18 protein-coding genes are annotated in these 26,840 nt (G+C 48.8%); 9 read left to right on the top strand and 9 right to left on the bottom strand.

The annotated features are described in order from the left end of the window. The first annotated feature begins 14 nt into the window (after nt 1-14). Nucleotides 15-1,127, top strand: coding sequence for a DUF692 family multinuclear iron-containing protein (locus HGH91_RS00155; RefSeq protein ID WP_317166797.1), 1,113 nt, complete (start codon nt 15-17; stop codon nt 1,125-1,127). On the opposite strand, the gene HGH91_RS00150 is transcribed toward HGH91_RS00155, so the two are convergent. Genes HGH91_RS00150 through HGH91_RS00140 form a run of 3 tightly spaced genes read right to left on the bottom strand, consistent with a single transcriptional unit; the run spans nt 1,128 to nt 5,697 of the window. Next, entirely contained in the window at nt 1,128-3,896 is a 2,769-nt protein-coding gene (locus HGH91_RS00150) for a TonB-dependent receptor (RefSeq protein ID WP_168736451.1), read from the bottom strand. A 5-nt stretch (nt 3,897-3,901) separates the two neighbouring features. Then, nucleotides 3,902-4,708, bottom strand: coding sequence for a hypothetical protein (locus HGH91_RS00145; protein ID WP_168736450.1), 807 nt, complete (start codon nt 4,706-4,708; stop codon nt 3,902-3,904). Nucleotides 4,709-4,737: 29 nt separating this feature from the next. After that, complete coding sequence (locus tag HGH91_RS00140) at nt 4,738-5,697, bottom strand: peroxiredoxin family protein (RefSeq protein WP_168736449.1); 960 nt, start codon at nt 5,695-5,697, stop codon at nt 4,738-4,740. A 255-nt stretch (nt 5,698-5,952) separates the two neighbouring features. Here HGH91_RS00140 and HGH91_RS00135 point away from each other — a divergent pair, with 255 nt between their 5' ends. The 4 genes from HGH91_RS00135 (at nt 5,953) to HGH91_RS00120 (ending at nt 12,356) form a co-directional block, all read left to right on the top strand. After that, nucleotides 5,953-6,513, top strand: a complete 561-nt coding sequence (locus tag HGH91_RS00135) for an RNA polymerase sigma factor (RefSeq protein ID WP_168736448.1) — start codon at nt 5,953-5,955, stop codon at nt 6,511-6,513. 78 nt (nt 6,514-6,591) lie between these two features. Further along, nucleotides 6,592-7,641, top strand: a complete 1,050-nt coding sequence (locus tag HGH91_RS00130; protein WP_168736447.1) for a FecR family protein — start codon at nt 6,592-6,594, stop codon at nt 7,639-7,641. 96 nt (nt 7,642-7,737) lie between these two features. Next, entirely contained in the window at nt 7,738-10,959 is a 3,222-nt protein-coding gene (locus tag HGH91_RS00125; protein ID WP_168736446.1) for a SusC/RagA family TonB-linked outer membrane protein, read from the top strand. A gap of 11 nt (nt 10,960-10,970) precedes the next feature. Further along, entirely contained in the window at nt 10,971-12,356 is a 1,386-nt protein-coding gene (locus HGH91_RS00120) for a RagB/SusD family nutrient uptake outer membrane protein (RefSeq protein WP_168736445.1), read from the top strand. Nucleotides 12,357-12,443: 87 nt separating this feature from the next. On the opposite strand, the gene HGH91_RS00115 is transcribed toward HGH91_RS00120, so the two are convergent. The 4 genes from HGH91_RS00115 to HGH91_RS00100 all read right to left on the bottom strand — a co-directional run bounded on the left by HGH91_RS00115 (nt 12,444) and on the right by HGH91_RS00100 (nt 17,629). Then, nucleotides 12,444-12,854, bottom strand: a complete 411-nt coding sequence (locus HGH91_RS00115) for a VOC family protein (protein WP_168736444.1) — start codon at nt 12,852-12,854, stop codon at nt 12,444-12,446. Nucleotides 12,855-12,977: 123 nt separating this feature from the next. Beyond that, complete coding sequence (locus tag HGH91_RS00110) at nt 12,978-13,787, bottom strand: response regulator (protein ID WP_168736443.1); 810 nt, start codon at nt 13,785-13,787, stop codon at nt 12,978-12,980. 61 nt (nt 13,788-13,848) lie between these two features. Next, complete coding sequence (locus HGH91_RS00105) at nt 13,849-16,500, bottom strand: response regulator (protein WP_168736442.1); 2,652 nt, start codon at nt 16,498-16,500, stop codon at nt 13,849-13,851. Next, nucleotides 16,487-17,629: an FIST signal transduction protein gene (locus HGH91_RS00100; RefSeq protein ID WP_168736441.1), complete on the bottom strand. Its 1,143-nt coding sequence runs from the start codon at nt 17,627-17,629 to the stop codon at nt 16,487-16,489. Before HGH91_RS00100 ends, HGH91_RS00105 begins: the two co-directional genes overlap by 14 nt. A gap of 287 nt (nt 17,630-17,916) precedes the next feature. Here HGH91_RS00100 and HGH91_RS00095 point away from each other — a divergent pair, with 287 nt between their 5' ends. Further along, complete coding sequence (locus tag HGH91_RS00095; protein WP_168736440.1) at nt 17,917-19,569, top strand: DUF6138 family protein; 1,653 nt, start codon at nt 17,917-17,919, stop codon at nt 19,567-19,569. Nucleotides 19,570-19,626: 57 nt separating this feature from the next. Here HGH91_RS00095 and HGH91_RS00090 read toward each other — a convergent pair whose 3' ends face one another. Both HGH91_RS00090 and HGH91_RS00085 read right to left on the bottom strand, forming a co-directional pair. Next, the gene (locus HGH91_RS00090; protein WP_168736439.1) at nt 19,627-20,685 is read right to left on the bottom strand and encodes an ankyrin repeat domain-containing protein; all 1,059 of its coding nucleotides are present in this window, start codon (nt 20,683-20,685) and stop codon (nt 19,627-19,629) included. Nucleotides 20,686-20,709: 24 nt separating this feature from the next. Beyond that, on the bottom strand, nt 20,710-21,423 hold the full coding sequence (locus tag HGH91_RS00085; protein ID WP_168736438.1) for a DUF6882 domain-containing protein: 714 nt from the start codon (nt 21,421-21,423) through the stop codon (nt 20,710-20,712). A gap of 111 nt (nt 21,424-21,534) precedes the next feature. Between HGH91_RS00085 and HGH91_RS00080 the strand changes: the two genes are divergently transcribed. The 3 genes from HGH91_RS00080 to HGH91_RS00070 all read left to right on the top strand — a co-directional run bounded on the left by HGH91_RS00080 (nt 21,535) and on the right by HGH91_RS00070 (nt 26,823). Next, the gene (locus HGH91_RS00080) at nt 21,535-24,405 is read left to right on the top strand and encodes a TonB-dependent receptor (protein WP_168736437.1); all 2,871 of its coding nucleotides are present in this window, start codon (nt 21,535-21,537) and stop codon (nt 24,403-24,405) included. Between the two features lie 179 nt (nt 24,406-24,584). Continuing rightward, nucleotides 24,585-25,319, top strand: coding sequence for an ImuA family protein (locus tag HGH91_RS00075; RefSeq protein ID WP_168736436.1), 735 nt, complete (start codon nt 24,585-24,587; stop codon nt 25,317-25,319). A 1-nt stretch (nt 25,320) separates the two neighbouring features. After that, nucleotides 25,321-26,823: a Y-family DNA polymerase gene (locus tag HGH91_RS00070; protein ID WP_168736435.1), complete on the top strand. Its 1,503-nt coding sequence runs from the start codon at nt 25,321-25,323 to the stop codon at nt 26,821-26,823. Nucleotides 26,824-26,840 lie beyond the last annotated feature (17 nt).

Genomic DNA, 26,840 nt, shown 5'->3' with positions numbered 1-26,840 from the left:
ATAATACCTGAATTGTGTCGCAAATATTTTCAACAATCGCCTGTAACCTGGACAACAACATTCTGGCTGCGTGCCTTCCCCTGATGGAGGCAGCCAGGGTTGAAGCTATCGAGTGGTCCTTCGATGCGGTAGAGCAGGCGCCTTCCTGGTTTGAGGAATTGCTGACCGTTTATAGCCAGGAAAACCGGCTTATCGGTCATGGCATTTTTTTCTCGCTATTCTCCGGCAAATGGCTGCCGGAGCAACAACAGTGGCTGAGCCATCTCCATAAGATTAGTCGCCGTTATCATTTCGACCATGTGACCGAGCATTTCGGGTTCATGACGGGTAAGGACTTCCACCACGGCGCCCCCTTAAATATTCCCTATACACCGGTTACCCTCAATATTGGACGTGACCGGCTGAAGCGCATACAGGGTGCCTGTGAATGTCCCGTAGGGTTGGAAAACCTGGCATTCTCCTATTCACTGGAAGAAGTAAAAAAACATGGTGATTTTCTCGAAAGACTGCTGGAACCTGTTAACGGTTTTATTATTCTCGACCTCCATAACCTCTATTGTCAGGCACATAACTTCGGGTTGTCTTTTGAAGCACTGAAAGAACTGTATCCACTGCACCTCGTCCGCGAAATACATATCTCCGGTGGTAGCTGGGAAGATTCCGATGCCATGCAGGGTAGAATAGTCCGTCGGGATACCCACGACAATGCAGTACCTGAAGCAGTATTTATTTACCTGGAAAAGGCGATAGACCTTTGTCCGTCCCTTAAATATGTAGTAATGGAACAGTTGGGAACTGCATTAACCACTACCGATAGCCAAGCGACATTCCGCAGCGATTTCCTCCGGATGGATCAAATCATCAGGAATAAAAACAGGATGACTGCTTCCCTTAATACATTTATGCCCCTCCCCTTATCTATCCAACCCCGGCCCCTTGAAGATATCCCGTTATACCAACAGCAACTGGAACTGTCTGATATACTGGAAACAGCTGGCTCCTTTGATACACTCATGGAAGCATTACAGGCATCCTCATTGGCACATTCCGATTGGCGGATTGAAAGATGGGACGCGGCAATGATCGAAACGGCAGCCAGCATTGCACAGAAGTGGAAAAAGAAATGACTATCTCACAAAACTACCATCTCCCCTGCGCGCGCCCTTAGCCGATTTACTGCGTGTAAACTGCTGCGGATACCAGGCCAGCTGCAACAGGAAGTACCGGCTTTTCATACTTGACACCGCGTTGGAATAACCAGTAACTGTCTGTGCAATCATGTTGTTGTTATGCTGTTGTAAAGCATCCATCACCACAAAACTGATAATGGCATCTTTTTTCTTCAGGAAACGCTTTTCAACATTGGCATTGATGACGAGCGGATGCTGATTGCCCAGGAAGCTGCTGGCCCTGAGCATATTTTGCCTGGCGCTGACATTAAGTTTAATATCTGCCGGGAAGAAGATAGCCCCTTTTACCAGTGCATTAAATTCATTGTTATACAAGGGGCGGCCTGGCTGCAATGAATTTTCGTTATTATCAGCGCGATATGCCAGGGCGGTGGCGATGTCCAGCCATTTCCAGGGAGAGAACGAAGCCATAAGAGATTGGTTCCAATTCTGCTGCAGGGTTGTTTCCAGGCTGCCATCTGCAAAATACAGCTGCTTTCCCCAGGACCAGTAACCATCGAGTTTAAGCGTGGTATTCATCCCCGGTAAATTTTTCGACAAAGAATAACCCAGGTTCTTATTATTACCACCTTTCATATTCAGGTAATAGGTTTCTGTACGTATCGTTTTGGTCACCGTATCTATCCGGACCAGCCTATTGGCTCCAATACTGTTATAGTTCTGGCTATAGGCTACTTCGCCTGTTGCAAATATTCCAACTTTTGCCAAGGTATAAGTTGCGCGCAAACGCCAATTGTCCACCAGGCCACTGGCCAGATCTTTATTACCAATTACCACATCAAACGGGGTAACATAGTAGGGCTTTGTATTGAGCTGCAACAGTGTAGGTAAATTGACGTCCCGGTTAAAACTGGCTAATAAATTCCCGGCAGAGGAAGGCGCATATTTAACAGTGATAGCAGGTAAGAAGGCGCCCGTCCGGGTGGAAAGATCCAATTCCTTTAACGGCAAACGCATATGCTGCCAGTTAATTTCATATCTCCCTCCCACTTCCACTGAAATTTTTTGATGATAATCATAAGTGACCGTAAAACTAGTGGGTAGCCGGTAGCCCGTCAGCATATTATCGTTACTGAGATCATTCAAACGTTTTACTTCCTGTCCGGGTAACACCTGGTCGCGGTAATTGATATCTGTGCTTTTGTTGATAGAAGGAGTTACTTTCAACAGGAAGGTTAATTTATTCCGCCAGGAATGCGTCAAAGCTACATCTACGGCGTTGAATAACGTGTTATTATCCTGCCGTTGTAACAGGTACAGGGAGCTATCCGGTTTTGTGATATCGGCGCCATACGTATCTGTATTATCATGCCCCGAGCCCTTCGTTGCCCGGCTGCTGCTGCTAATGGTCACATTCAGGTGAACTTTGCGACTGGTAAAAAATGTAAGCAGGGAGTACAGGTTATAGGAAGGCATATCGGTCGTAGTGCTTAACGACATTCGCTGTAAATTTTCCAGTATTCCAGACTGCTGTACCTCACTGTTATTTTTATTCTCATTGTGTGACATGGTGGCGGTGGCAGTCGTCATCATACTAAAATCGCCTTTACTGGCACTTCCGCTCAATGTCATCACATGAGAAGTAATAGTATTGTCGGTGGTTCTTTTAGTATTCCGCTTCAGGCTCCCCTCTTTATAAAATTCTTCTGAAAATTCTTCCGTCTCACTCACACTATGCAGGTGGTGAATGCTATAATCTGCGCCAAAATTCAATTTACCAAACGTATTACCGTAGTGTACCTGTGCGGATGCATTCTTCAGCATTCCCCCCGAACCTCCGCCACCCATCGAGGAAAACGAAGTGTTCATACCACTGATGGCGCCAATGGGTTCGCTATTCATGATTCCCAGGGGTTCCTGGTTGACCGATGCCGACAGGCTCCACTGTTTCCAGCCGTCGATAGACCTGGCCGATGCTCCGCCCCTGTAACGATCCTGTGTACCGCCTTCTGCATTCACCTGGTACATCCGGCCGGCGGATTTATCTGCTTTAGTGACAACATTCAACGTTTGGGAAGACGCTTCTGATGCGGATAACCTGCGCCCGGTTCCACTTTCATTATCCTGGATCACCTGGATGCGTTCTACAATATCTGCCGGCAATTCCTTAATGGCAGCGGCTACATCGCCGTCGAAGTATTTCGCGCCGTTGAAGAGCGCCCTGCTAATGGGTTTTCCCCGGTAACTCAGCTGGCCGTTGGCATCCGTATTAAATCCCTCCATTTTCTTCAGCATGTCTTCCAGCCGGGCATAGTCGCGAACAATATAATCCTTTGCCCAGAACTCAGTAGTATCGCCCCTTTCCTGTGGTCCTTTCGCAGTGGTTACCGCTACCTCTTTCAACTGTACCAGGCTGGATCCCATCACTACCGGTGGCAATACCAGGATAGACCTGGTATCATTCAGGAAATATTTTTTGCGGTAAGGACGATAGCTCATTACCTGTACCTCGATCGTAAAGCTTTCACTACGTACTGCTGGGAAATTAAACACCCCATATTCAGAAGTAACAACATGCAGGGTATCTTTCGATGAAGTTAACCGTACCGCAGCCGCTGGAATACTTCTACCCAGGCTGTCCCTGACAATGCCATTGACCCTTCTGACCGGCAATTGCCTGGCCACCGGTTTTTGTGGAATTTGCGCCAAAAGCATAGCTCCCGGCACCAACAATAAAAATATAGCGAGTGATAAAATCTTCTGCAAGCGATTTATTTTAGGCGATAGGTAATGGATAACTTTGATTCAACAGAAAGATCTTCCACAGCGTCGGTTGATCCGTTTTCCATATTAAATCCGGCGTAGTATCCGACTCCATTCAAGGCGGTCACAATATTCTTTTCTCCCGGAATAACGATGCGTATATAAACTGTACCACTTGTCACCGGCAATAATTTCATAGGAATGGCCAGCTCACAATCGGCGCCTACTATAGTACTGGTAGTCACGCCGGGCCTGTCCTCACCAGGCATACCCGTCACTACCTGCATCCCGTTAACGATCGTCGGAACTGTTGAAAGCAACATATCACTGGCCGACGACTTCCGGCTCCCCTGCTCCTGCTTCTCCCAAAATCCTCCTGATGCCTGGATACCGTAGTCATTATAGATAGTCAGCGTATCAAAAGAACGTTCCCCTGCTTTCTTTATCTCCATAAAATTCCACATGTCGTCTTTATTGAAACTGTAATGCCCGGGGTAAAAAATTTTAATACCATCCCTGTCATCTTTGTCTTTGCTGATCTCAAACGACATGCGCCCTGCCAACACCACTTTCCAGGCATACTTAGGACGCCGCAGCGCGATATACAGGAAATCATGATCGTTGTACACGTCGTAATAGAGCTGGGCAGCCTTGTCGTAGTGACGTAAGGTATCTCCCCACTCCTTCAGCTGGCCATCAACAATCACATTGCCGGGCCCGGGAGATTGCCCCCGGACAATGCCAGGAAGGCTGCCACAGAAAAATAACAAAGCACAGAGGCATGGGTATAGTAAAGTAACGGGCACTTTTTTCATTGTACGGAATCGGGTTATTAATACAGCGCTTATTTATCCAGCATGGATTTAATCGTTTGATCAATTTCTACATTCAGGCCATCTTCAATACGCAGCAAAACTTTACCATCCTTATCCAGCAGGAACTTGGTTGGATAAGCGGTTACCTGGAAAGCCTTTACGATATCCATTCCTCCTGCGCCTTCATCGTTGAGTACATGTACCCAGTTCACCCCGTCTTTTTTTATAGCTGCCAACCAGGCGGCCTTAGCTTTGACCAGTGGCGTTTTATCGCCATGTACATTTTCATTGGCCACGGCTATAATCTCCAGGCCTTTGTCTTTATAAGCCTCATAGAGCTCTTTCAAATGCGGATGGCTTTGTCGGCAGGCGCCACACCAGCTGCCCCAGAAATCCAGGATGACTAATTTTCCCTTGTAGTCGCTCAGCCTGACGGTTTTGCCGTATTGGTCTTTCCGGGTAAAGTCGGCCGCCTGTGTCCCATGCAACGATATCTTCTTCAGCTGCGTCATGCGGTCACGGATTTTCTGCGCTGCCTGTGTGTTTTTGAGCCGGTTGCTCAGTTTAGTATAGGCCACCGTATAGCTATCTGCGCTGTACATACCGTCGTTGTCGTTCAGCTCGTACAGACTTACATAAGAATCCGGATGTCCGGCTACAAACTGCTGCATCAGGATCCGTTTTTCCCGGTAAAGTGCCGCCGGCTTTGTAGTAACGAAATTGTAAAACCTGGTACTGTCCTTTTCCCTGTCAATAGCGGCCAGTTCTTTCATCATGGCAGCCTCCCCTATGTCTATACGCAGCAAAGCATTTAAAGCATCAATATCCCGTAGCACCTCGTTTTTGTCTACGCTGTCTTTCGACAGGAACGTCATCACCAAACCCGGATCCAGGTCAAACATACCTTTTGTAGACACCGTGGTATCCTGTTGCTGGCAAATTCCCGCTAAAGGGAGCAGCAGCATCCCCCATAGAATTAATCTTTTCATATTAACAGCTAATGTGATGGTGGTTGATATTAATATATAAGGCATCGGTAGCATCAAAAAGGGTGAAGGCAAAACAGGAATAATGTGATTATCGGCCAACAAAACAATTACATTATATTTAACTATCATTTGTTTACCGGCACGAAAACCGCACGGGTATTAATCATTATTTAATATAGCCCGCCGCCTACTTTATATCTTGAATAGTATTTTTGCTCGTCTATTCATCCCATCGGTAAAATAAATCTAACAGCTTTGACTTCGTTTTTGCATTCGGCAGATGTGATAGCCTTTGATGAAATCTATCATCAATATCACCATGCTGTTTTTAAAAATATCCGACGGTTAATTGACCAGCATGATATTGCAGAAGACATTCTCCAGGAAGTATTTCTTGCCTTCTGGAACAGCCGTCACCAGCTGGACCTTAGCCAGGGGCCTGGCAACTGGCTTTTTGTAGTGAGTTATAATAAATCCCTCCAGTATTTAAAAAAAGCGGCTACCGAGCAATCAAAGCTGGCCGTATACCCGGCGATCCGCGATGCCGTGGAAGATGATCATGCCTCCCTCCGGGAAAGCAGGTTGGCCCTGCTCAACGAAGCCATTGACCAGCTTTCTCCCCGCAAGAAAGAAGTATTCCAGCTATGCCGCCTGGAAGGTAAATCCGCCGTTGAGGCAGCGCGTATCCTCGGGATTTCGCATCATACTGTCAAAGAATATTTACAGTCCTCCTCCGAGGCCATTCGTTCCTACATAGCCTCCAGCCAGGCGGCGCTACCCGTTTTAGGCGCCGTTTTCCTCAGCTCCTACCTGTAAAGTGCCTTTGTTAACAATTCCGTAACCTGCCCCATCCCCCTCTTTTCATTCGTGTCTTACTTTTTATAGTTGAAAGATATGGAACAGATCATCGCATTAATACAAAAACTCAAAGACGGAACAGCTACGGCGGCAGAGGTGATGCTACTTGAAAGTATGCTGGAACGGGAAGAAGATGCTGCGCTCCGGCAGCAATGGCGTAATGAGTTTGACCACGCCGTAGCAACCGACGAACAGGTATTGAGCCAGGAGAGAACAAACGCCCTATTAATGCAGCTACACGCCCGGATGGAGGAACCCGGACAACATACCCGCGAACAGAAAGTGGTCCGTCTGCGTAGCAGGATACGCTCCTATGCCGCCGCAGTTGCAGGCATACTGCTGATATCCGGAATGTTTGCCATGTATTATACGCAGCTGCAAAAAAATGGGCCGCGTCCACTATCCAGTGCACCCGCGCCGCATTTGAAGCATCTCCGTAATACTACCGGCAAAGCGGTCATCATGACACTGCCGGAAGGCTCCCAGGTAACGATGGATGCCGGCGCTGTTTTATCTTACGATGAAAAGGCAGCAAGAACGGTAACCTTACAGGGCAAGGCCTCCTTTCAGGTAACGGCAAGCGATCAGCATCCATTCACCGTCACTGCCGGCGATATCACTACCATTGCATTGGGCACCCGGTTTATCGTAGATGCCAGCATGTTGCAAGCAGTAACCGTAAAACTGGAAAGCGGGAAGGTATTGGTACGTAACAACGGCAGCATGGCCAAAGAAGATATTCTTTTACAACCGGGAGAAGCTTTTCACCTGAATCCTATCACTCATCAATATGCAGTAACAAAAGTTGCCGGCATACCGGAAGATAACGCTCCTGGAGAAACTACTGTGAAACATGCCGTATTACTGACTTTTACGAACATGCCATTAGACAAAGTGTTCAAAAAATTAGCAGCTGCCTATCATACCGATATCCATTTTGCGGATAGCGAAGTGGAAGGCGCCTATTTCACAGGACAAGTATTAAAAACGGATTCGTTGCAACATATCTTATCAGCGATTTGCCAGCTAAACAATCTTGAGTTTACCTCCGGAGACGAGGGAATAACGCTCAGGAAGATAAGGTAACATCATTCACCAGTATTGATATAAAACATTTACACGCGCAGTGCTGCACGTGTGGGGCCATCTATTTCTTAAACTTTAATTAATACCTGTCAAAAAATGATCAGACTTCTAAAAAGCTATCTCCTCGCATTCCTCGTGCTGGCCATCGCATTAAGCGCCCGCGCACAGGATTTGGGCGGTACGGTGACTATCAAGGGTAGTGTAATGAGCGAAGCCGGCGACCCGCTGCCGGGCGTGTCTGTAATGGTTAAACAGCATAACGGTAGCAGCAGGATGAATACAACGACCGATGAAAAAGGAATTTTCAGGTTGCAGGGAATGAAACCCGGCGCGATGTACGATTTTACTTTTAGCTTCATTGGCTATGAAAACAACTTATTAAATAGCTTCGTAGTCAGGGATGGTAACAGCAACCTGTTACTGATCCGTATGAAAGAGGCCAGTAAAGGATTAAATGAACTGGTAGTCGTGGGCTATGGTACGCGTAGCAAAAAGGAGCTGACAGGCTCTGTTTCCTCTTTGCGCTCTTCAGACCTCAAGCAACAGGCGATCACCTCTTTTGACCAGGCCCTGGCCGGCAAAATGGCGGGGATCCAGGTAATGCAGACCAATGGCGCCCCCGGGGGCAACGTATCTATCCGCGTACGTGGCGTAGGTTCTATCAGTGCAGGCAACAACCCGTTGTTTGTAATAGATGGCGTACCCATTACCAACGATACCCGCAGTGCTTCTCCCGGTGTAAACAACTACCAGCAACCATTCAATCCGCTGGCATCCATTAATGTGAATGATATTGCCTCCATCGACGTATTGAAAGACGCCGCTTCTGCTGCCATCTACGGCTCCAGGGGCTCTAACGGCGTGGTACTGATCCGCACCAAAAGAGGTATAGCCGGAAAAATGACCGTCAGCTATGACGGTAGCTACGGCATACAAAACGTAAATAAACATGTGGACGTACTGGACGCCTACGATTATGCCAAGCTCGTATACGAAGGCCATAACAACGCCTATCTCGATGCGGTGCCCTCCGGCAAACCAACAGATCCCAATAGCGTAAGGCCTCAAAATCCTTCTACCAGGATTCCGCCTCAAATACTTCCCTACCTGGAAGGCAAACCCGGATTAACCAATACCGACTGGCAGAAAGAAATATTTCGTCAGGCGCCCATGCAAAGCCATACTGTAAGCGTATCCGGCGGTAGCGAAAGCCTCTCTTATTACTTTTCGGCCAACTACTTCAACCAGGATGGTATCGTCATCAACAACAACTACAAGCGCTATTCCAGCCGCTTCCGCGTTGACGGCGGCACCGGAAAATTCCGGTTCGGCGTAAATATGACGCCTTCGTATACCGACAACCGGGTGGTAAATGCCGAAGGACCCTGGTTTGCGCCCAATTCAGGCGTTATTGCACTTGCCCTGGGCTATGCGCCCATCTTCCCGGTTCGTAACCCCGACGGTACATTTGCTGACTCTGTGAATGTATGGGGCTATGGTCAGACCAACCAGCTTAACCCCGTTGCCGTGGCCACGCTGATCAAAGACCGTATCAAAAATTTCCGGTTAACAGCCAACGCCTACATGGAATATGAATTCCTTCCTAACCTGAAGTACCGTATTTCTGCCGGTACAGACCTCAACAGCTTCCGCAGGGATTATTACCGGCCATCCAACCTGCCGTTGCCATCCGGTACCCTTCCTTCGGTAGCAACAGGCTTCTCCAATACAGATATGTATACCAACTGGCTCACCGAGCATACCGTTACCTACAATAAATCCTTTGGCAAACATAAACTGGATGTACTGGCAGGATTTACCGTACAAAAGGAAAACCAGGAGCACAACTCCCTTACCGCCAACAACTTTCCTACAGACATCGTTACCACGCTGAATGCAGGACAGGTAAACGCGGGCAGCTCCACACTCGAACAGTGGAGCCTCAATTCCTGGCTGGGCAGGGCACAGTATAGCTATAGCGATAAATATTTTCTGACTGCCTCCATAAGACGTGATGGATCATCACGCTTTGGCGTCAATCAAAAATGGGCGTCTTTCCCCGCTGTATCAGGCGCCTGGCAGGTTTCCAACGAGCCCTTCTTCCGTGATATAAAACCTATCAGCTCTCTCAAAGTCAGGAGCAGCTATGGTCTTACCGGCAACTTCCAGATTCCGAACTATGGCTCCCTCGCGCAGATGAGCAATACCAACAGCAACTACATTTTCGGCAACCAGGCGTTGGTAAATGGCGTATCTATTACCAGTCCCGCCAACCCTAACCTTACCTGGGAGAGCATGGCCAGCTTTGATGCGGGACTTGAATTTGGATTATTTAATGAGCAGCTCAACGTTACCGTTGATTATTATAACGCCAAAACCACCAAGCTGCTGCTGAACCTCCCCGTTCCCGGAGCATCCGGCTTCAGCACCTATCTGCAAAATATCGGCGCCGTGAATAACAAAGGCTGGGAGATCTCCCTGTCTTATAACAAAAAGATAGCGAAAGATTGGTCTATTGAAGGCAATGCCAACATCGCATTTAACACCAACAAAGTAACTAAACTGGGACCTTCCGGCGCACCTATTATCGCGACCGGCGGTACGGGTAATACCTACTTTATTACCAAGATCGGGGAAACCATCGGGTCTTACTATTTGTACGTGGCGGATGGTATTTACCGCGACCAGCGCGACCTCGATAACTCTCCCAAGACCAGCAATCCTACGCATATAGGCGACCTGAAGTTTAAGGATATCAATGGCGATGGTAAGATCGATGCCAACGACCGGGCCATTGTGGGCAGCTTTCAGCCTAAATACATTTTTGGATTCAGCAATACGGTGCGGTATAAAAACCTGGACCTGAGCTTTTCTATCCAGGGCAGCCAGGGTAATAAGATCCTCAATCTATTCAGGCGCTACATCGCCAACGTAGAAGGAAACTTCAACAACCTCAGCGAAGTAAAGGATCACTATGTATCTCCGGAAAATCCGGGCAACGGCATTGTAAACAGGGCCAACAGGCTCGCAACCGGCGGAAATGGCATCACCTCTTCCTGGCATGTGGAAGACGGTTCCTATATCAGGGTGCGGAATATTGCATTGGGATATAACTTACCTGCCTCCCTGCTGCGCCGGAGCCACATTCCATCAGCAAGGATCTATGGGGCCGTTCAAAATCCATTCACCTTCGCCAAATATTCGTTGTTCAATCCGGAGATCAGCAATCGCACAGAAAATGCACTCACCGCTGGGGAAGACTATGGCTCTTACCCGCTGGCACGCACTTATATGATTGGTCTTAACGTCACTTTTTAATGCGCTACATCATGAAAAAATATAAATTTTATTTGCCTGTATTGTTATTGATACTTGCCTCCTGCAACAAGAAGTTCCTGGACCTGACGCCTGTTTCCACCATTGCACCCGGGCAGTTTTTTAAAACCGCCAGCGACGCGGTCACTGCGGTCAATGGTTGCTATGCCTCACTGGCACAGGGAAGTCAGTACGGCTCCACCTTTGAAGTGCTCATGGAAGCGCGGGCGGATAACTTCACCGACCAGGATCCTTCTTCGAATGCGGGGCAAAACTACCAGATCAACCGCTATTCCGACAATCCCGGCAACACCAACTTCTATAATGCCTGGGTGGGTGTATACAACGGCATTTTCCGCTGCAATACCTTATTGACTGCCATAGACGGCATCAACATGGATGAATCGCTGAAGAACCGTATCAAGGGAGAAGCCCGCTTTATCCGCGCATTGAGCTATTTCAACCTGGTACGGCTGTGGGGACCGGTGCCACTGCTCACTACCGCCGTTGATCCCGTTCAGGCGGCCACCCTCAAGCGGGATGATGTTGCGGCGGTATACAAACAGGTAGAAGAAGACCTCACTTTTGCTGCAGCCAATTTACCTGCTACCTATGCCGCCACAGAGTTGGGACGTGTTACCAACGGAGCAGCTAAAGGACTGCTCGGCAAAGTATATCTCTACCAGAAAAAATATGCGGCTGCTCAAACGGTATTACAGGAAGTAATAGACAACAAGGTGTTTACTTTATTACCTAAAGTAGCAGATGTATTTAGCACGACCAACAAGTATAATGCGGAAATACTGTTTGCCGTACGCTATGCCAAGGGGGTGGCTAACCAGGATCATGGCTTCTGGTATGCCAATTCACAAACTATTACCGTAGATACCACGTTATTGAAGGCCTATAATGCGGCCGATCTGCGCAGACCTTTATCGGAATCTGTGAAGCCTGCCGGCAATGCCAATATGATGCCGCGTAAGTTCGTCGATGATCCGGTTAACGGTAACGCCGGTAACGACTTTCCCGTACTGCGTTTTGCAGATGTATTGCTGATGCAGGCAGAAGTGCTGAATGAAGTCGGCTACAGCACCGGTGGCAATGCCTTCACTTACCTGAACATGATCCGCACCCGTGCTGGTCTTTCGACGCTCAGCTCCACCGATTTGCCGGACCAAACCAGCTTCCGGAATGAGATATACTTACAGCGGCGCCTGGAGCTGCCATTTGAATGCGACCGCTGGTTCGACCTGGTGCGTACCAATCGTGCCGTAGCAGAGATCCTCGTCAATAAAAAGGTGACGCTTCCGGCTTTCCGGCTTATTTACCCGATTCCCCAGCAGGAAATAGATATTATGAACAATAAGGCTACTTTCCCGCAGAACCAGGGATATGATTGATCACGCTTTTTAAATAACCATATAATCGAAGAGGACAACAGGAATGCTTCCCTGTTGTCCTCTTTCCCTATATTCCAGTCTTTTTTCTCAATGAGAAGCATCCAGCCGTTGCTTCGCGTCTGCAGTCACCGGTGCAAAGAAATTAACCAGGTTGCCATCGGGATCCCGGAACAATAGCGACCGGTTTCCCCAGGGCATCGTCGTTGGAGGCTGTACCAGCGTCTCTGCAAGAAAATCGGCCAACGCTTCGTAACGTTTATCCACATCGTCCACACGGAATTCAATGATAGCAGAATGATTGTTGGCGGCTGTTGCTACATCACTTCCCCCAAATGGCGCCAGGGTATTGGTAGTTCCAATAGCGAGCGTTGCCTGGCCTGTACGTAATTCGGCAAAATCGGGGGTATACCAGGTCCAGGTCATGCCGGTTACCTTTTCATAAAATGGTACCAGGCGCTGGATATCGGCGGTAATGATGCGGACAGATGATAAATTCATAACTAAGCTTTATTTTGTTCAATAGCACAAAGTAAAACTGTCGTTATGACAACCCTATGTCAGCAGGATTTCAAGAACGCCGGAAAAATGAAAAAGCAGCCATCAAAGTGCGGCCTTATCCCATCATCCATAGCGTAGACGCGCAGTAGATTCTTCAAGCAGGTGGATACAGTAATCCAATTCTTCTTTCAATTGGTTTAATAACAACTTCCGCGGTTCTCCCGGCACTCCGGGGTTCACCTGCATATCGGCCGCCATTCGTGACAGCTCCATCAAACCCACGGTAGTAGCGGTTCCGTATAGTTTATGCCCTATACGTTTCAGGTCTGTATCGTCCCATTGTTCGTCATGTTGCCAGATCTGGGTACTTAGTTTTCTCAGCTCTGTAATGGTCGCTTCCATTATTTCCAACAGGAAGGTATAGCCAATAATATCTGCGCTCAGGTATTGTTTCAGGATAGCAATATTGAAGTGCTGGGTATCGCTGCTTTGTATATCGGGGATTATTGTGTGCATATCTGCTACCAATGGATTGATCCATTTTTCCAGCAGGGCTATCATGGCATTTTCTACAAATGGCTTATGCAAAAAGTCGTTCATGCCTAGCTGTAGGCATCTTTCTCTTTCTTCTTTCATATCGCTGGCGGTGATGGCGATGATGGGGATTTGCGCAGCGGGATCTGTTTTCCGGATGATTTCCGTAGCTTCAAACCCGTTCCTGTCGGGCATTTGCAAGTCCATAAACACAAGATCCGGCCGGCTTTCATTATATTTCTCTACCGCCTCCACTCCATTCGCTGCTTCCAGGATAGTGGCGCCGGGCAAAATCCGGTTCAGGATAGTGACTGCCACCATCATATTGACGGCGTTATCTTCTGCAATGAGAATACGAAGGGGCTGGGCAGGTGATACTGTTGTATATTCTGTTGACATTGAATCGTTCTTTTTCGTTGTTATATTAACAGCCATCAGGCTATAGCCATTTATATGCCTGTTATCTCTTTTCCAGTTGTACCACCACATGATGGAGAACAGTTTCCAGTTTACTGATCTCCGATATGACCTGCTCCCTTGCTATATTTTCTTCCGGGATATGTTCCAGTGCCTGGATGACCGGGAACAATGAAAAGATGTCCATACTTTCAATAGTTGGTTTTATTTTATGGGCTGTTTTCCTGATCAGTTCCCAATTGCCGGTAGCTGCGGCATCCTGCATCGTTGCTATGGATGCAGGCATCATCTGCAGAAACAAGCTGATTATTTTTTTCGTGAAGGAGTCGTCTCCATTCCCGATCTTTTCGATTTTAGCAAGGCTGAACAACGGTGGTACACCGGTTTCCTGCCGACCGTTTGAATGGTGGCCATTTTTCCCCAAGTTATTTCCTCCATCCAGCTGTTCTGTGATCTTACCCAGCAATTCTTCTTCTTCAAAAGGTTTGGAAACGAAATCGTTCATCCCTGCTGCCAGGCATCGTTGACTCTCTCCTTTGATGGCGTTGGCTGTGAGTGCAATAATAGGAATATTTAGCTTTAATTCATTACGGATAATCGTGGTAGCTTCCAACCCACTCATTACGGGCATCTGTACGTCCATCAGCACCAGGTCAAATGGCTGTTGTTTTAGCTGGGCAATGGCATCTGCGCCATTCACTGCTTCTGCTAAAACAACCCCGTAGCCTTCTAATATGGTGGAGACCACGAGGCGATTCATTTCATTATCTTCTACGAGCAGTACATTTTTCCCCGTCAATAACCGGGTATCTGCCACGCTATGCCGTTTCCCGGGAAGGTCGGCAGGGGTGCCTGTTTCAAAAGGAATATTGAGCAATATGGTAGTTCCTTTGCCTTTGGCACTTTCAACGATTATTTGTCCGTTCATCAGCTCCACCAGTTGCCGGGAAATAGACATCCCCAGGCCTGTTCCCCCGTATTTTCGGGCGGTGGTCCTGTCTTCCTGGGTAAATTTCTCGAACAGGTTGGCCAGGAATTCCTGGTCCATACCGATGCCGGTATCTTTTACGATGATATCCAGCATCTGTATACCGGGGCGTTTTTTTTTCAGCAGGCAATATACTTTCACGGCGCCTGTTTCGGTAAACTTGATACCGTTGCTCATCAGGTTGAGCAGCACCTGGTTGAGGCGGTGCGGATCGCCGAGTAGTACCGGGGCAATACCGGCATCGATAACACAATCGAGTTGGAGGCCTTTTTCATCGGCCCTGGGCTGCATCACCCGGCAGGCATGCCTGACCACCTCTTCCAGGTTAAACCCTATATGTTCGAGGTTCAGTTTTCCTGCTTCAATTTTAGAGATATCGAGGATATCGTTGATCACGATCAGGAGGTGGTCGGTAGCGGTATTGATGGTATTGAGGAAGAAGCGCTGCTTATCGTCCAGGGATGATTTTTCCAGTTGCCGGCTCATGCCCATGATGGCATTCAGGGGGGTCCTTATTTCGTGGCTCATATTGGCCAGGAAGGCTTCTTTGGCCCTGGCGGATTGCCCTGCGGCTTCGCTGGCATCATTGAGTTTAAACTCCAGTTCTTTTTGTTCAGTTATATCGAGATGGATACCTATAGACCCTACTATCTGGCCCGAATCATCGTACCGGGGAGCGCCACTCACCAGCCACCATTTCTGTGCGCCGCTCTTGTTGTGTACCGCTATTTCGTAGGCATCAGAGATGCCTTTCTTCCTGAGTTCATTTTTGGTCTGCACCAGCTCCTGGTCGGCCAGTGCAGCAAATAAGGCCCCGGGACGCTGTCCGTATAATTCCTCAAGGGTATAGCCCGACATCTCACAAAAACTATGATTGGCATACTGGATACATTCCTCAGTATCCAGTTCCAGCAAGCCCAGGTTCATATTTTCGATAATGTTGCGGTACTTTTCTTCTTTCATCCGGATAGCCTGCTCCACCTGTTTGCGGTCGGTGATATCGCGGTAGTTCCACAGGTGTCCTTTATACACGTGGTTCATAAAAATAGGCACGTAATCCATTTCCCAACATCGGCCATCGGCCAGCATTATTTCATCATTTACCCTCCATTCCTTCTTTTCAATCAGGCTTTTAATATGCCGGGTAAAAGCTTCCGGATCGGCAAAGATGCGCTTATACTGTTCTTCCAGTATGGCGCCATCCGCACCACTTAGCCCTGCAGGCGGCTCTGTTATGCCAAACATATTGCAGAAAAAGCGGTTGGCCAGTCCTATTGTCCGTCGTTCATCTTCCACCAGTATGCCCATTGGCAGGTTACTGATAAGCGTAGAAAACCTGTTAGCCGTGGTTGACAACCGGGCTTCGGCCTCCTTGCGCCGGCCTATCTGCAAGGTAAGAAAGCCAACAACATCCAGCAGATGGTCGCTGTTAAGACTCCATCCTTCTTCACTGAACGCCGAAATGGCTTCTTTCAGTTGGCCGATAGATACCTTCTTCAGCGCCAGCTCTTCTGCCAGCTGTTTATTGACAGCTATAAACTCTTCCTCGCTGAGCTTAAAAGCATTTTCTGCGAGATGGCTATCCCGTTCATACCCGTTGTAAGATTCATTTACCGTGTTAAGAAATGACCGGAGTTCCTCATGGTTGAGCAACTCCGCCGGGAGATGCTTCTTTATCTGCCTTTCCAGTAACTTATTCCACTTCATGAAACGTCGTTATTGTCATCGTTTGGTTGTGTAATTGACAGCTCATGCCATCCAGGAGAGGGGACAGCTCTCCATAGGAGTAAAAACCAGATAACAAGGTATGGTGTCCAAATATTTCATCCACGGCTTCTACCTCTTCCTCCGTGCGGGACTTCAGGATCATTTTCCGGCCTATGCAGCTGATTAAAAGCGCGAAGCCCGGCTGTTGGCTCCCCTGTCGGAATGACTGTGTAGCAGCGCCGGAAGCGGCGATGGTCAACTTATCGAAGTTGGCCCGCATAAACCGTACACTGGCCCCTTCGGGAATGTCGCCGGCGAAAGTCATACTGCCTTTATCAGGATCGATAGACAGAATAGTGCGGACAATAGGCGCGGTAATACCGGGTAATTTCACGGCCAGTGGAAACAGCAATGCTGCCCCCGGCAAGGATTCCGCTTCCGTACCCAGATAACGCTTATATAATTCCAGTGCATTTTTATCATCCATTTCAAACAATACATTTCCATCTGAACGGGTCACCATCCGTTCCAGGCCGAAGGTCTCCCATCCTCCCTGGGAGCCATGTCCCACCTGTAATTTATCGCCATAAAAACCTACGCCTACGATCAGGCCTTGTTCGGGATGGCCATTCAACCCCACAAAAGTGGACTCAAACCGGTCGCCATCGCCTGCCAGTCCCCCTGTCACCAGGACGCTGTGCGAAGTGGTGGCGTTCATACCCCGTACCAGCTCGCTACCGTTGACATGGCTACCGTCGGAGAAAACCAGTACATGCGACAGGTTTTCCATGGCAAAGGCCTGTATCAGCGCTGTTCCCGCCTCATAGCTATTGGAATAATTGCTGATATGCACGGACCGGGTGACCACCTCCGTGGCGTCGAAATCGAGTGCCACCAGCGACAAGCCATCGTCCAGCACTTCTGTATGGTAGATTTCTCCCGCCGTAGAGCAGATCACGATCTCTGCATGGGGGAACCTGGTGTGCAGCTGGGAGTAGATGGGAGATGTTTCCAGGGCTGACCTGGAGGCAAAGCATAGCACGAGCCGGGCTGCGTCTTCGCTCAGCGGTTGACTCTGGGGATGGCGTTGCCATTGACCGGATTGAAATTTGTATAATGCGGCTTTCAAGGTGGGACTTTTTTAGATGACCAAATAAATACTAAAGTCTCTTAATAGCAGCCAGGTTATGATCAATACAGTTTTCCACGCTTCCCTCCTTCTCTTAAACTATCCCGTACGTTGATATTACAAAATGAAAGGGATTATCAAAGCCTATATACTTAAAAATATGAAATTTAACCGGCTTAAAAAAATATCTGCCGGGTGCCGGGTAAACGGGGACATCACTGCCCTATTTTTCTTTCAAACAATAAATCTCTAAATTGCCGCCTTATTTGTAACCCAAATCATTGTGAATGACCAACGAGCTGGAAACCATTGCCAAAGACATCGCTCATGGCGTGTCTGTACTATTAGCGCAATTAAACAAAAACAAGGATGCTGCCGCCATTATAAAACGATCCAGGTTACAAGTGGGCATATTTGACTTCGCCCGGTTTGTGTATAAAAACGGTGAAATGTACCTGTATACTTCCGACGATGATTTCAGTGATGCCGATATGCATTATGAAGGCAGTAATACCACCGGCGTGCTCACTGATCCCGAAGCGGCAAAACAACTGGAACCTTTGCTGCACACAGCTTTACAACCGGTGATAGCGCAGTATACCGAACTCCCGGTACTGGACTACCGGTTTAGGGTATATGGGCAGGTGCTGGTTGGCGGCAGGCGCATTGCCATAGCACCGTATAACCATACCAGTGAGTCCAGGCGGGCACAGCTACTAACCACTATCGCCCAATATATAGATCAACATATCGATAACGGACAATATCCTACCAAAGAGCTGGACACCTTTTTCCTGTCGCGGCACCTGCTGGATGAAGGCTTGTTTCAGCCGCCGGAAGCGTCCCGTATCATGGCTATTTTCGATAAGATATGCCAGTTGAATAAAGCGAATAAAGAAGCCCTGGCACGGCACCGGCACTATATCATTAATGCGCTGCAGCAGTGGGCAGAAGAGGTATTTATTCCGCGGTTTTATACCGTCGCAAAAGCGACCTTCCAGCCCACCGTATACACGCTGCAAGCCGACCATCCTGCGGTAGATCCGGGCTTGCTGGACCTCTTGGTATACACGGCAGTGATGATCATAAAATACTCCCCCAGCTATTCGCAATCCTCCGGTATACGACTGGCAGAACTGGCCGGTGAACTGGGCAGCGGCGCCGCCACTACCCTGCTGCAATCCGGTACGGGTAAGTTTAAGGCCGTTGCCACCAGCAGCGTTCAGCTTCAATGTAATGATATACTCGGTACCGTTAGTATACAGGTACGCCAGGAAAACGAGGAGGCTTATCAACAAGCGCTGGAATACCTCATCGGGCTGCTGGAAGAGGATTTTCCGCATAGCTATGCCATTGAGCTGAAGTCGAAAGTCAAAAATTTTCTCCCCATTAAAAATACCGGCAAAAAAAGTACACATCGCTTCTTTGCCAACGCCCTGGCTTATAAAGCATTGTTTCCCCTGTTGGAACAATACGCCCGTGTAGCTATGTCCCAGCCCTACGAATGGTATACCGACGCAGACGCGGAAATATGCTGCCTGCCCGGCACCTATGCCGTATTTGGCCTGGGACTGGCCAGTACAGATTATTTTCAGCTGGTGCAGGACTATATGAAGCAGGTAGATACTGAGCATCAATCGGTGCAAAATCACTTTACCCAGGCATTGATCAGTCAATACGGCGTGAATGCCGATACCATCCCCACCATTTTCCGCTGCCTGCTGGCATGCCAGGATATGAAGCCTATCCGGGAGCTACAGGTATTTGAGCAACCGGTATACGCCCCGCTGCTACTGGAGCTTGTACGGGAATTACCGGGACATGAAATTGAACATATTATGGGGTTGATATGGGGCGGCACACAAAAGCTGGCCGCTATTGCCAAAAAGAAAGGTGCAGATCCTGCCCTGGAAGGCGTGTTGGCTGCAGCGACCAAATAGCATAAGCGTTTTTAGCAGGAGTGCTGACCTGATGACCAGCACTCCTGGCTTTAACCACTATTCAAATATGCTATTCAGTTGTTCACCCGGGTTGCGGAGAAAATCTTCCACGCTTCCCAATTCTTTTAATTCGCCATGCTCATAATCGGCAGAGGCCAGGCATTTCTTTTTGGGATACCATACCAGCAGGCCTTCTGCGCCGTAATTATCTGCGTCCGACAAGAGATCCAGGAAGGTATGTTTGTTCCAGTTTACTTCTTTGAGATCTACAATACGGTTAAATTCAATATAACTTACATATTCGTTCCCCGGAATTTCCATACGGCGATGATCGCTTTTTAGCAACGCCAGTAGTTTAGCCGGAATTTTATACTTTTTCAGCGCTGCCAGCCTTTCTGCTTCCTCATGCCATTCCGGGGGCTCCAGCGCCCGGAGATAAGCGATCATCTCTTCATTTTTATTGGCAACTGCGGCGTTGTAAGGTCTTTCACCGTACTTATCCCTGATGGTTACATCCGCACCTTTTTCCACCAGTAATTTCACCGTATTGAAATCGTTGTTCTGCGCGGCTACGCATACCGGGGTTGGATTGTAAGGAAATACCATATCTGGCTGGTGCAGGTTAACGTCCACGCCGGCCTCCAGCAGTATTTTAATGGCGGGGTATTGCCGGTTGAAAACAGCCTGCCGCAATGAACGGCCATCTTCTGCCAGGCTATATCCATTGGCCAGCAATACAGGGATATTATCATATCGCTTTCCGTATAACGCTGTACTCAGGGCTGTTTTACCTACTTTATCCGATTGGTTTACAGCGGCGCCTTTGTCGATCAGTAGCTGTACGATGGCCGGTTTACAACTAGCCGCTGCCGTAATCAGTGCCGGATAATCGCTGTTGTTAACGTCTGCATTTTTTTCCAGTAACCAGTGAATTACTTTGGTTTTATGTTCTGACAGGGCCAGGGTCAGGGGCGGCACATCTACATGCCGGGTTACGTGAAAAACGGCATTCACATCCCATCCTTCAGACAGCTCATTTTCCAGTGCTGCCAGGTCTTCATTCATCATTCGTGTAGCCAATTCCGTTAATTCGGCGCCAGGACCAAATAATTTCATATCTGCTATCTTTTATGAAATATGCTAGTTTTTGCCATTCAGCTGTGTAAGCCTGGACTGCTCGTCAAAAGAGGCGGTAATGGTATGTCCATTCCAGGTGGCCGTTAACGCTTCCGGTTGTTCTGCAATGGTATAGCCTATCTGGGTCAGGTAATTGGAGAAAGCATTCTTATGATTCATCTCAAAAAAGCTGATCAATTGGGGAAAAACAGACAGGGGGCGTGCGAGATTATTGCGTTCCGACTGGTCTACCTGGTCACCGTTGATGGTAACCAGCAATATACCCTGTCCATAATCCGCAAGGTAGTAGGCGCTGGCATCAAATATGCCGGCAGCGATCATACCAATGCGGTGAAGGTCGTTTTCTTCCGCATCAAAATCGGGGCGTGTAAACAGGTCGATATTGTGTTGCACACCATATGTTTTCAACTGTAAGGCTTGTTCCAGCACTACCGGTGGAATGGCCGACTGGGCGTTGGCCCAGGCCCACAACCAGGTTTGAGCGCTATGCGAAAAAGTACCCAGCACCTGCAAGGGAAATATTTTTCCTTCTCCGAAGCTGATAGTGCCTGCATCCAGGTCGGCATCCCAATTATGTTCGCCTATGACATCGTAAAGATTATGCTGTTTATCGAGGCTGGTGCCGCCGTATTGCTCCAACAACGCTTGTACCGTAGTAGCAGGATTAACATTTATACCGGGGTGATTGTTTCCTGAAATATGTTTTAAAAAACTCATAGCATCGTCATTTAGACTGGTTCAAAAATAGGGAAATAAATAGCGCCTTCTCTTCGACTTTTTACGTTAGTCTGGCTTTTTTTCCTTAACTTATCTGAAATCGCCCATTATATGAACCTCAAACTGCTACCTTGCCTGGCAATCCTCATGCTATGTGCAGGTTATTTATTCAGCCAAAATCAGAAAATCAGCGGGAAAGTTACCGATGCCGGCAGCGGCGCACCGTTGGAGGGTATTACCGTTAGGGTGAAGTCTGCACCCAAAGGCACCCAAACCAATAAAGACGGTATTTTCACACTTGATGCTCCATCGACCGGTACACTTGAATTCAGTTCCGTAGGTTTCAATACCCAGGAAGTGAGCATTAACGGGCGAACGGAAATAAATGTACAACTGGTGCCCGCGGTAGCGGAGCTTACACAGGTGGTATTAGTGGGTAGCCGTAGCGGCGGCCGTGCCAAAACGGAAACCCCGGTGCCAGTAGATGTGATCAGCGTGAACCAGGCGGGGCTGCCCAGCGCTAAAATGGAACTCACCTCCCTGCTCAATGCGGCCGCTCCTTCTTTTAACTACAACAAACAAAGCGGTAGTGATGGCGCCGACCAGATAGACCTGGCCACGCTGAGGGGCTTAGGTCCTGATCAGACACTGGTATTGATCAATGGAAAACGAAGGCATCAAACTGCTTTTGTATCCGTATTTGGTACACGGGGCCGCGGTAATTCCGGCACCGATCTGAATGCCATCCCGGAGTCAGCGATTGACCGGGTAGAAATCCTGCGTGATGGCGCCTCTGCGCAATACGGCTCCGATGCCATTGCCGGTGTAATCAACATCATCCTTAAAAAGGATGTGAATCATCTTTCCATCAATACCGGTTATGCAGGTTATTATGATCATAAATTTAATACGCATTTTAAGAGCAGCTTAAACCAATACGAGTCTGCCGGCGCCATCGACGGTAATACCGTTACCATCGGCGCCAACTACGGCTTCCCCATTGGTAAAAATGGTGGATTCATTAACCTGTCAGGTAATTTCCTGCGACAGGGTAAAACATTCCGGCAGGTATTGGATACTAACTTAACGAGTTCCGGCGGACTGCCTATCAACACCGGCCGGCGCGCTCATGGCGATGGCTCTGTGACCACCGGCGGCGGGATGCTGAATATGGAAATCCCGGTAGCACATAGCAATACTACGGTATATGCGTTTGGTGGCTATAATTATAAAGCAGCTGACGCCTATGCCTATACGAGAACCTTGCATGGCTACAACCCGTTAGCCAGCGGGCATCCGAACCGTTTCCCCATTACACAGAAAAATGGCAACGCTATTTTTGTTCCCGGTATTATGGAAAGTATTCCTACTCCCGGCGATCAACCGGATACGATCTTCAATCCGCATATACAAACACATATACAGGATGCTTCGCTGGCTGCCGGCGTAAGAGGCAGCCTGGGAAACAACTGGAAATGGGATCTCAGCAATACGTTGGGCAGAAATGACTTTCACTTCTATGGCGACAAAACCTTCAATGCTTCATTGATAGGTACTGCCAGTCCCACTCATTTCGATGATGGCGGCTTTTCCTTCCTGCAAAATACCGCCAACCTCACCTTCACCAAAGAAATTCCTCACCTGGGCGCAGGATTCAACCTGGCGTTGGGTGCAGAATACCGGTATGAGAACTATAAGATTTATGCGGGCGAAGAAAAGTCCTGGCGCAACTTTGACCCCGATACGCTACAGGCCAGCGGTGCGCAGGGATTTCCCGGGTACCGGCCCTCTGATGTAGTAAATGCCAAACGCACCAACATAGCTGGCTATGTGGATGCAGAATGGGATATTACGACGAAGTTCCTGTTGGGCGCCGCGATCCGGGCAGAGAATTACAGCGACTTTGGGTTTACCAGCAACTATAAGCTGGCCGCCCGTTACAAGGTAGCTCCTCATTTTAATATACGCGGTTCCGTTAGTACCGGCTACCGGGCGCCTTCCCTGCAACAGATCAATTACAGTTCCCAATTTACCAATGTACAGGGAGGCCGTATCACAGAAGTAAAAATTGCGCCGAACTACAGTCCTATTACAAAAGCTGCCGGCATTCCTGAGCTAAAGCAGGAAAAATCCGTGAATGCCAGTCTCGGCTTTTCCTGGAAGCCTGTCAATGCGCTGACCATCACCATAGATGGCTATCTCGTAAAAGTGAAAGACCGTATTGTATTATCTGGTCAATTTGATGCCAGTGATGCTACACTCGATCCGCAATTCCGGGATACGCTCAATTCACTTAGGATCAACAATGCCCAATTCTTTGCCAATGCCGTTAATACCACCAACTATGGCGTGGATATCGTGATAGACTACAACAAGAAATGGAACGATCAGCACTTCCGGGCGTTGTTTACCGGCAACCTGCAACATATGGATATCGACAAGATCAATGTACCTGATAAACTGAACGACAGCTACCTGCACCGGGGAGAATTTTTCAGTGAGCGGGAACAGCATTTTGTGCTGGCATCTGCGCCGCCGGTAAAGCTGGGCTTAAACCTGGAATATGGTATCCATAAATTTAGTGTGGGCGCCCGCGTTACCTACTACGGTAAAATTGTATTGTTGGGATATGGCTTTGCAGGCGATCCGGCGAAAGAAGGCACCGGGCTGCCCGGCGATCCTAACCTGGAAGGCACCGGTATCAGTCCCCTTGTAGCCCTGGATAGCGATGGTACCCTGGTGCCGGAGCAGTTCAACTACAATGGTAAAGCAGTGACCGACCTGTATGCCAGCTTCCGGTTTTCTTCGCATATCAGCTGGTTCCTGGGTGCTGACAATATTTTCAATGTACATCCTGCCCTCGGGTATGTTCCGGGCGCCAAGCTGTCGGCTTACGACGGAGAAACCGGAGGGCCCTGGGATGCTGTGCAGATGGGCTTTAACGGTGTGCGGTTATTTACCAAAGTAGCGTTTAGTTTCTAAATAGTATTTTATCTTGCCGGAAAAGGAGCAAAGAATTTTATAAAATTCTTTGCTCCTTTTCTTTACAAACCCGCCTAAACTCTTCTTTCCTAATTACTATCAAAAGGGAAAAAATAATATTCAATTTAAACTAAAATAATTAGTATTTTTGCTAAAAAAATTAGTTAATAATTTTAGAGATGCCTACGACAAAAGCAGATATCATCGCACAATTGCAAAAAGATATTCTTCTTTTACAGGGGCACCAGCCGACATTAAATAATGCCGCGGTGGATGTAGGACTTGGGCCGTTGAGAGAAGCTTTTCCGGGGGGAGTATTTCCTACCGGTCATATACATGAATTGATCAGCATGAGCGCCGAAGATGCGGCGGCCACTTCGGGTTTTCTTAGTGGTATATTGGGTTGCCTGATGCAGGAAGGGGGTATTTGTATCTGGATCAGTACCAACCGGATGATTTTCCCACCGGCCCTGCAGCATTTTGGTATTGCACCAGACCAGGTGGTTTTTGTAGATGTATCCCGCGATAAAGACGCGTTGTGGGCAATGGAAGAAGCGTTGAAGTGTAATGGGCTGGCAGCAGTGGTGGGTGAGCTGAAAGAAATCAGTTTTACCGCCTCCCGGCGTTTGCAGTTGGCGGTAGAGCAAAGCAAAGTGACGGGTTTTGTACACCGGCATCAGCCCCGGCAGTTGACCAGCACCACCTGCGTAGCCCGGTGGCAGATTACGCCCCTGGTGAGTGAGCAGGAGGAGCGCATGCCCGGACCGGGCTTTCCTTCCTGGCAGGTAGCCCTGTTGAAAATGCGCAGTGGCAAACCTGGCACCTGGCGGCTTACCTGGTACGATAACCGCTTCCACACCATTCGTGAAGCCATTACGGCACTTCCATTAACACCGCTTCGTAAAATAGGATAATATGCCGGCCCGCTTTATTGCCATATGGTTCCGCCATTTGCAAACGGACTGGTTTACCCGCCGGCAGCCGGAATTGCGCGAGGTACCTTTTGTGCTGGCAGCGCCGGATCATGGCCGGATGAAAATTACCGCCGCCAACATCCCTGCACAAGCCCAGGGAATAGATACCGGCATGGCGGTAGCAGATGCCCGCGCCCTGGTGCCTTCTTTACAGGTATTGGATGAAGTACCCGGCCTGTCCGAAAAATTACTGACCGCACTCGGGCACTGGTGTATACGTTATACGCCGGTAGCGGCCATAGATCCGCCCGATGGACTGATACTGGATATTTCCGGTTGCGCTCACCTGTGGGGCGGCGAAATACCTTACCTGGAAGACATACGCTCCCGGCTGAGAGATTTCGGCTATGATGTAAGGGCCGCCATTGCCGACACCATCGGCGCCGCCTGGGCGGTAGCCCGCTATGGACGGGTAACGCCGGTAGTGCCTCCGTATGAACAACAAGCCCACCTTTTACCACTGCCTCCTGCCGCATTGCGACTGGACCCGGAAGTATTGGACCGCTTACATAAACTGGGACTCTACCAGGTAGGCAGTTTCATTAACATGCCCAGATCTGCCCTGCGCCGCCGTTTTGGGCAAGACTTACTGCAACGGCTGGACCAGGCGCTGGGCATGGAACCCGAAATTCGGGAGTCACTGCAACGCCCCGAGCCTTATGAAGAACGGTTGCCCTGCCTGGAGCCTATTATGACCGCCACCGGTATCACCATCGCCTTGGAACGGTTGCTGGAAGCGCTTTGCGGGCGATTGCAAAAAGAAGAGAAAGGACTGCGTAATGCCCGGCTCAAATGTTACCGGGTAGATAACGAGGTACAGGAAGTGAGTATCGGTACCAATCGTCCTTCCCACAACAGCCGGCATCTCTTCAAACTGTTTGACCAGCATATTTCACAGATCGCACCGGGGCTGGGTATCGAATTATTTGTACTGGAAGCTTCCAGGGTGGAAGCGGTATCGACAGCGCAGGAAGCGCTGTGGTCGCGTGCCGGTAACCTCGATGACAGGATGGTGGCCGAACTGATCGACCGCCTTACCGGGAAAATAGGCGCCGGCATTGTACACCGGTATTTACCCGATCAGCATCACTGGCCGGAACGTTCTTTTAAACAAGCGCCCAGCCTGCAGGAGAGCCCGGACATTGCCTGGAGAACAGACCGACCAAGGCCTATCCGGCTATTAGCAGAACCGGCGCTTATTGAAGTCTCCGCTCCCATTCCGGATTATCCGCCTATGCTGTTTCGCTACAAAGGAGAACTGCACCGCGTAAAAAAAGCAGACGGTCCCGAACGCATAGAGCGGGAATGGTGGCTGGAAACAGGCGCGCACCGCGATTATTATTGTGTGGAAGATGAAAAAGGCCAGCGCTACTGGCTTTTCCGGCTGGGGCATTATGATGTAGACCAGCCACACCAATGGTTTATCCATGGATTTTTTGCGTGAAGAATGAAATAGCAGCG

The organism is Chitinophaga eiseniae (genome assembly GCF_012641265.1).
GTDB lineage: Bacteria > Bacteroidota > Bacteroidia > Chitinophagales > Chitinophagaceae > Chitinophaga > Chitinophaga eiseniae_A.
Note: the sequence above shows the minus strand (reverse complement) of the source record. Positions and strands in the feature narration are given on the sequence as shown.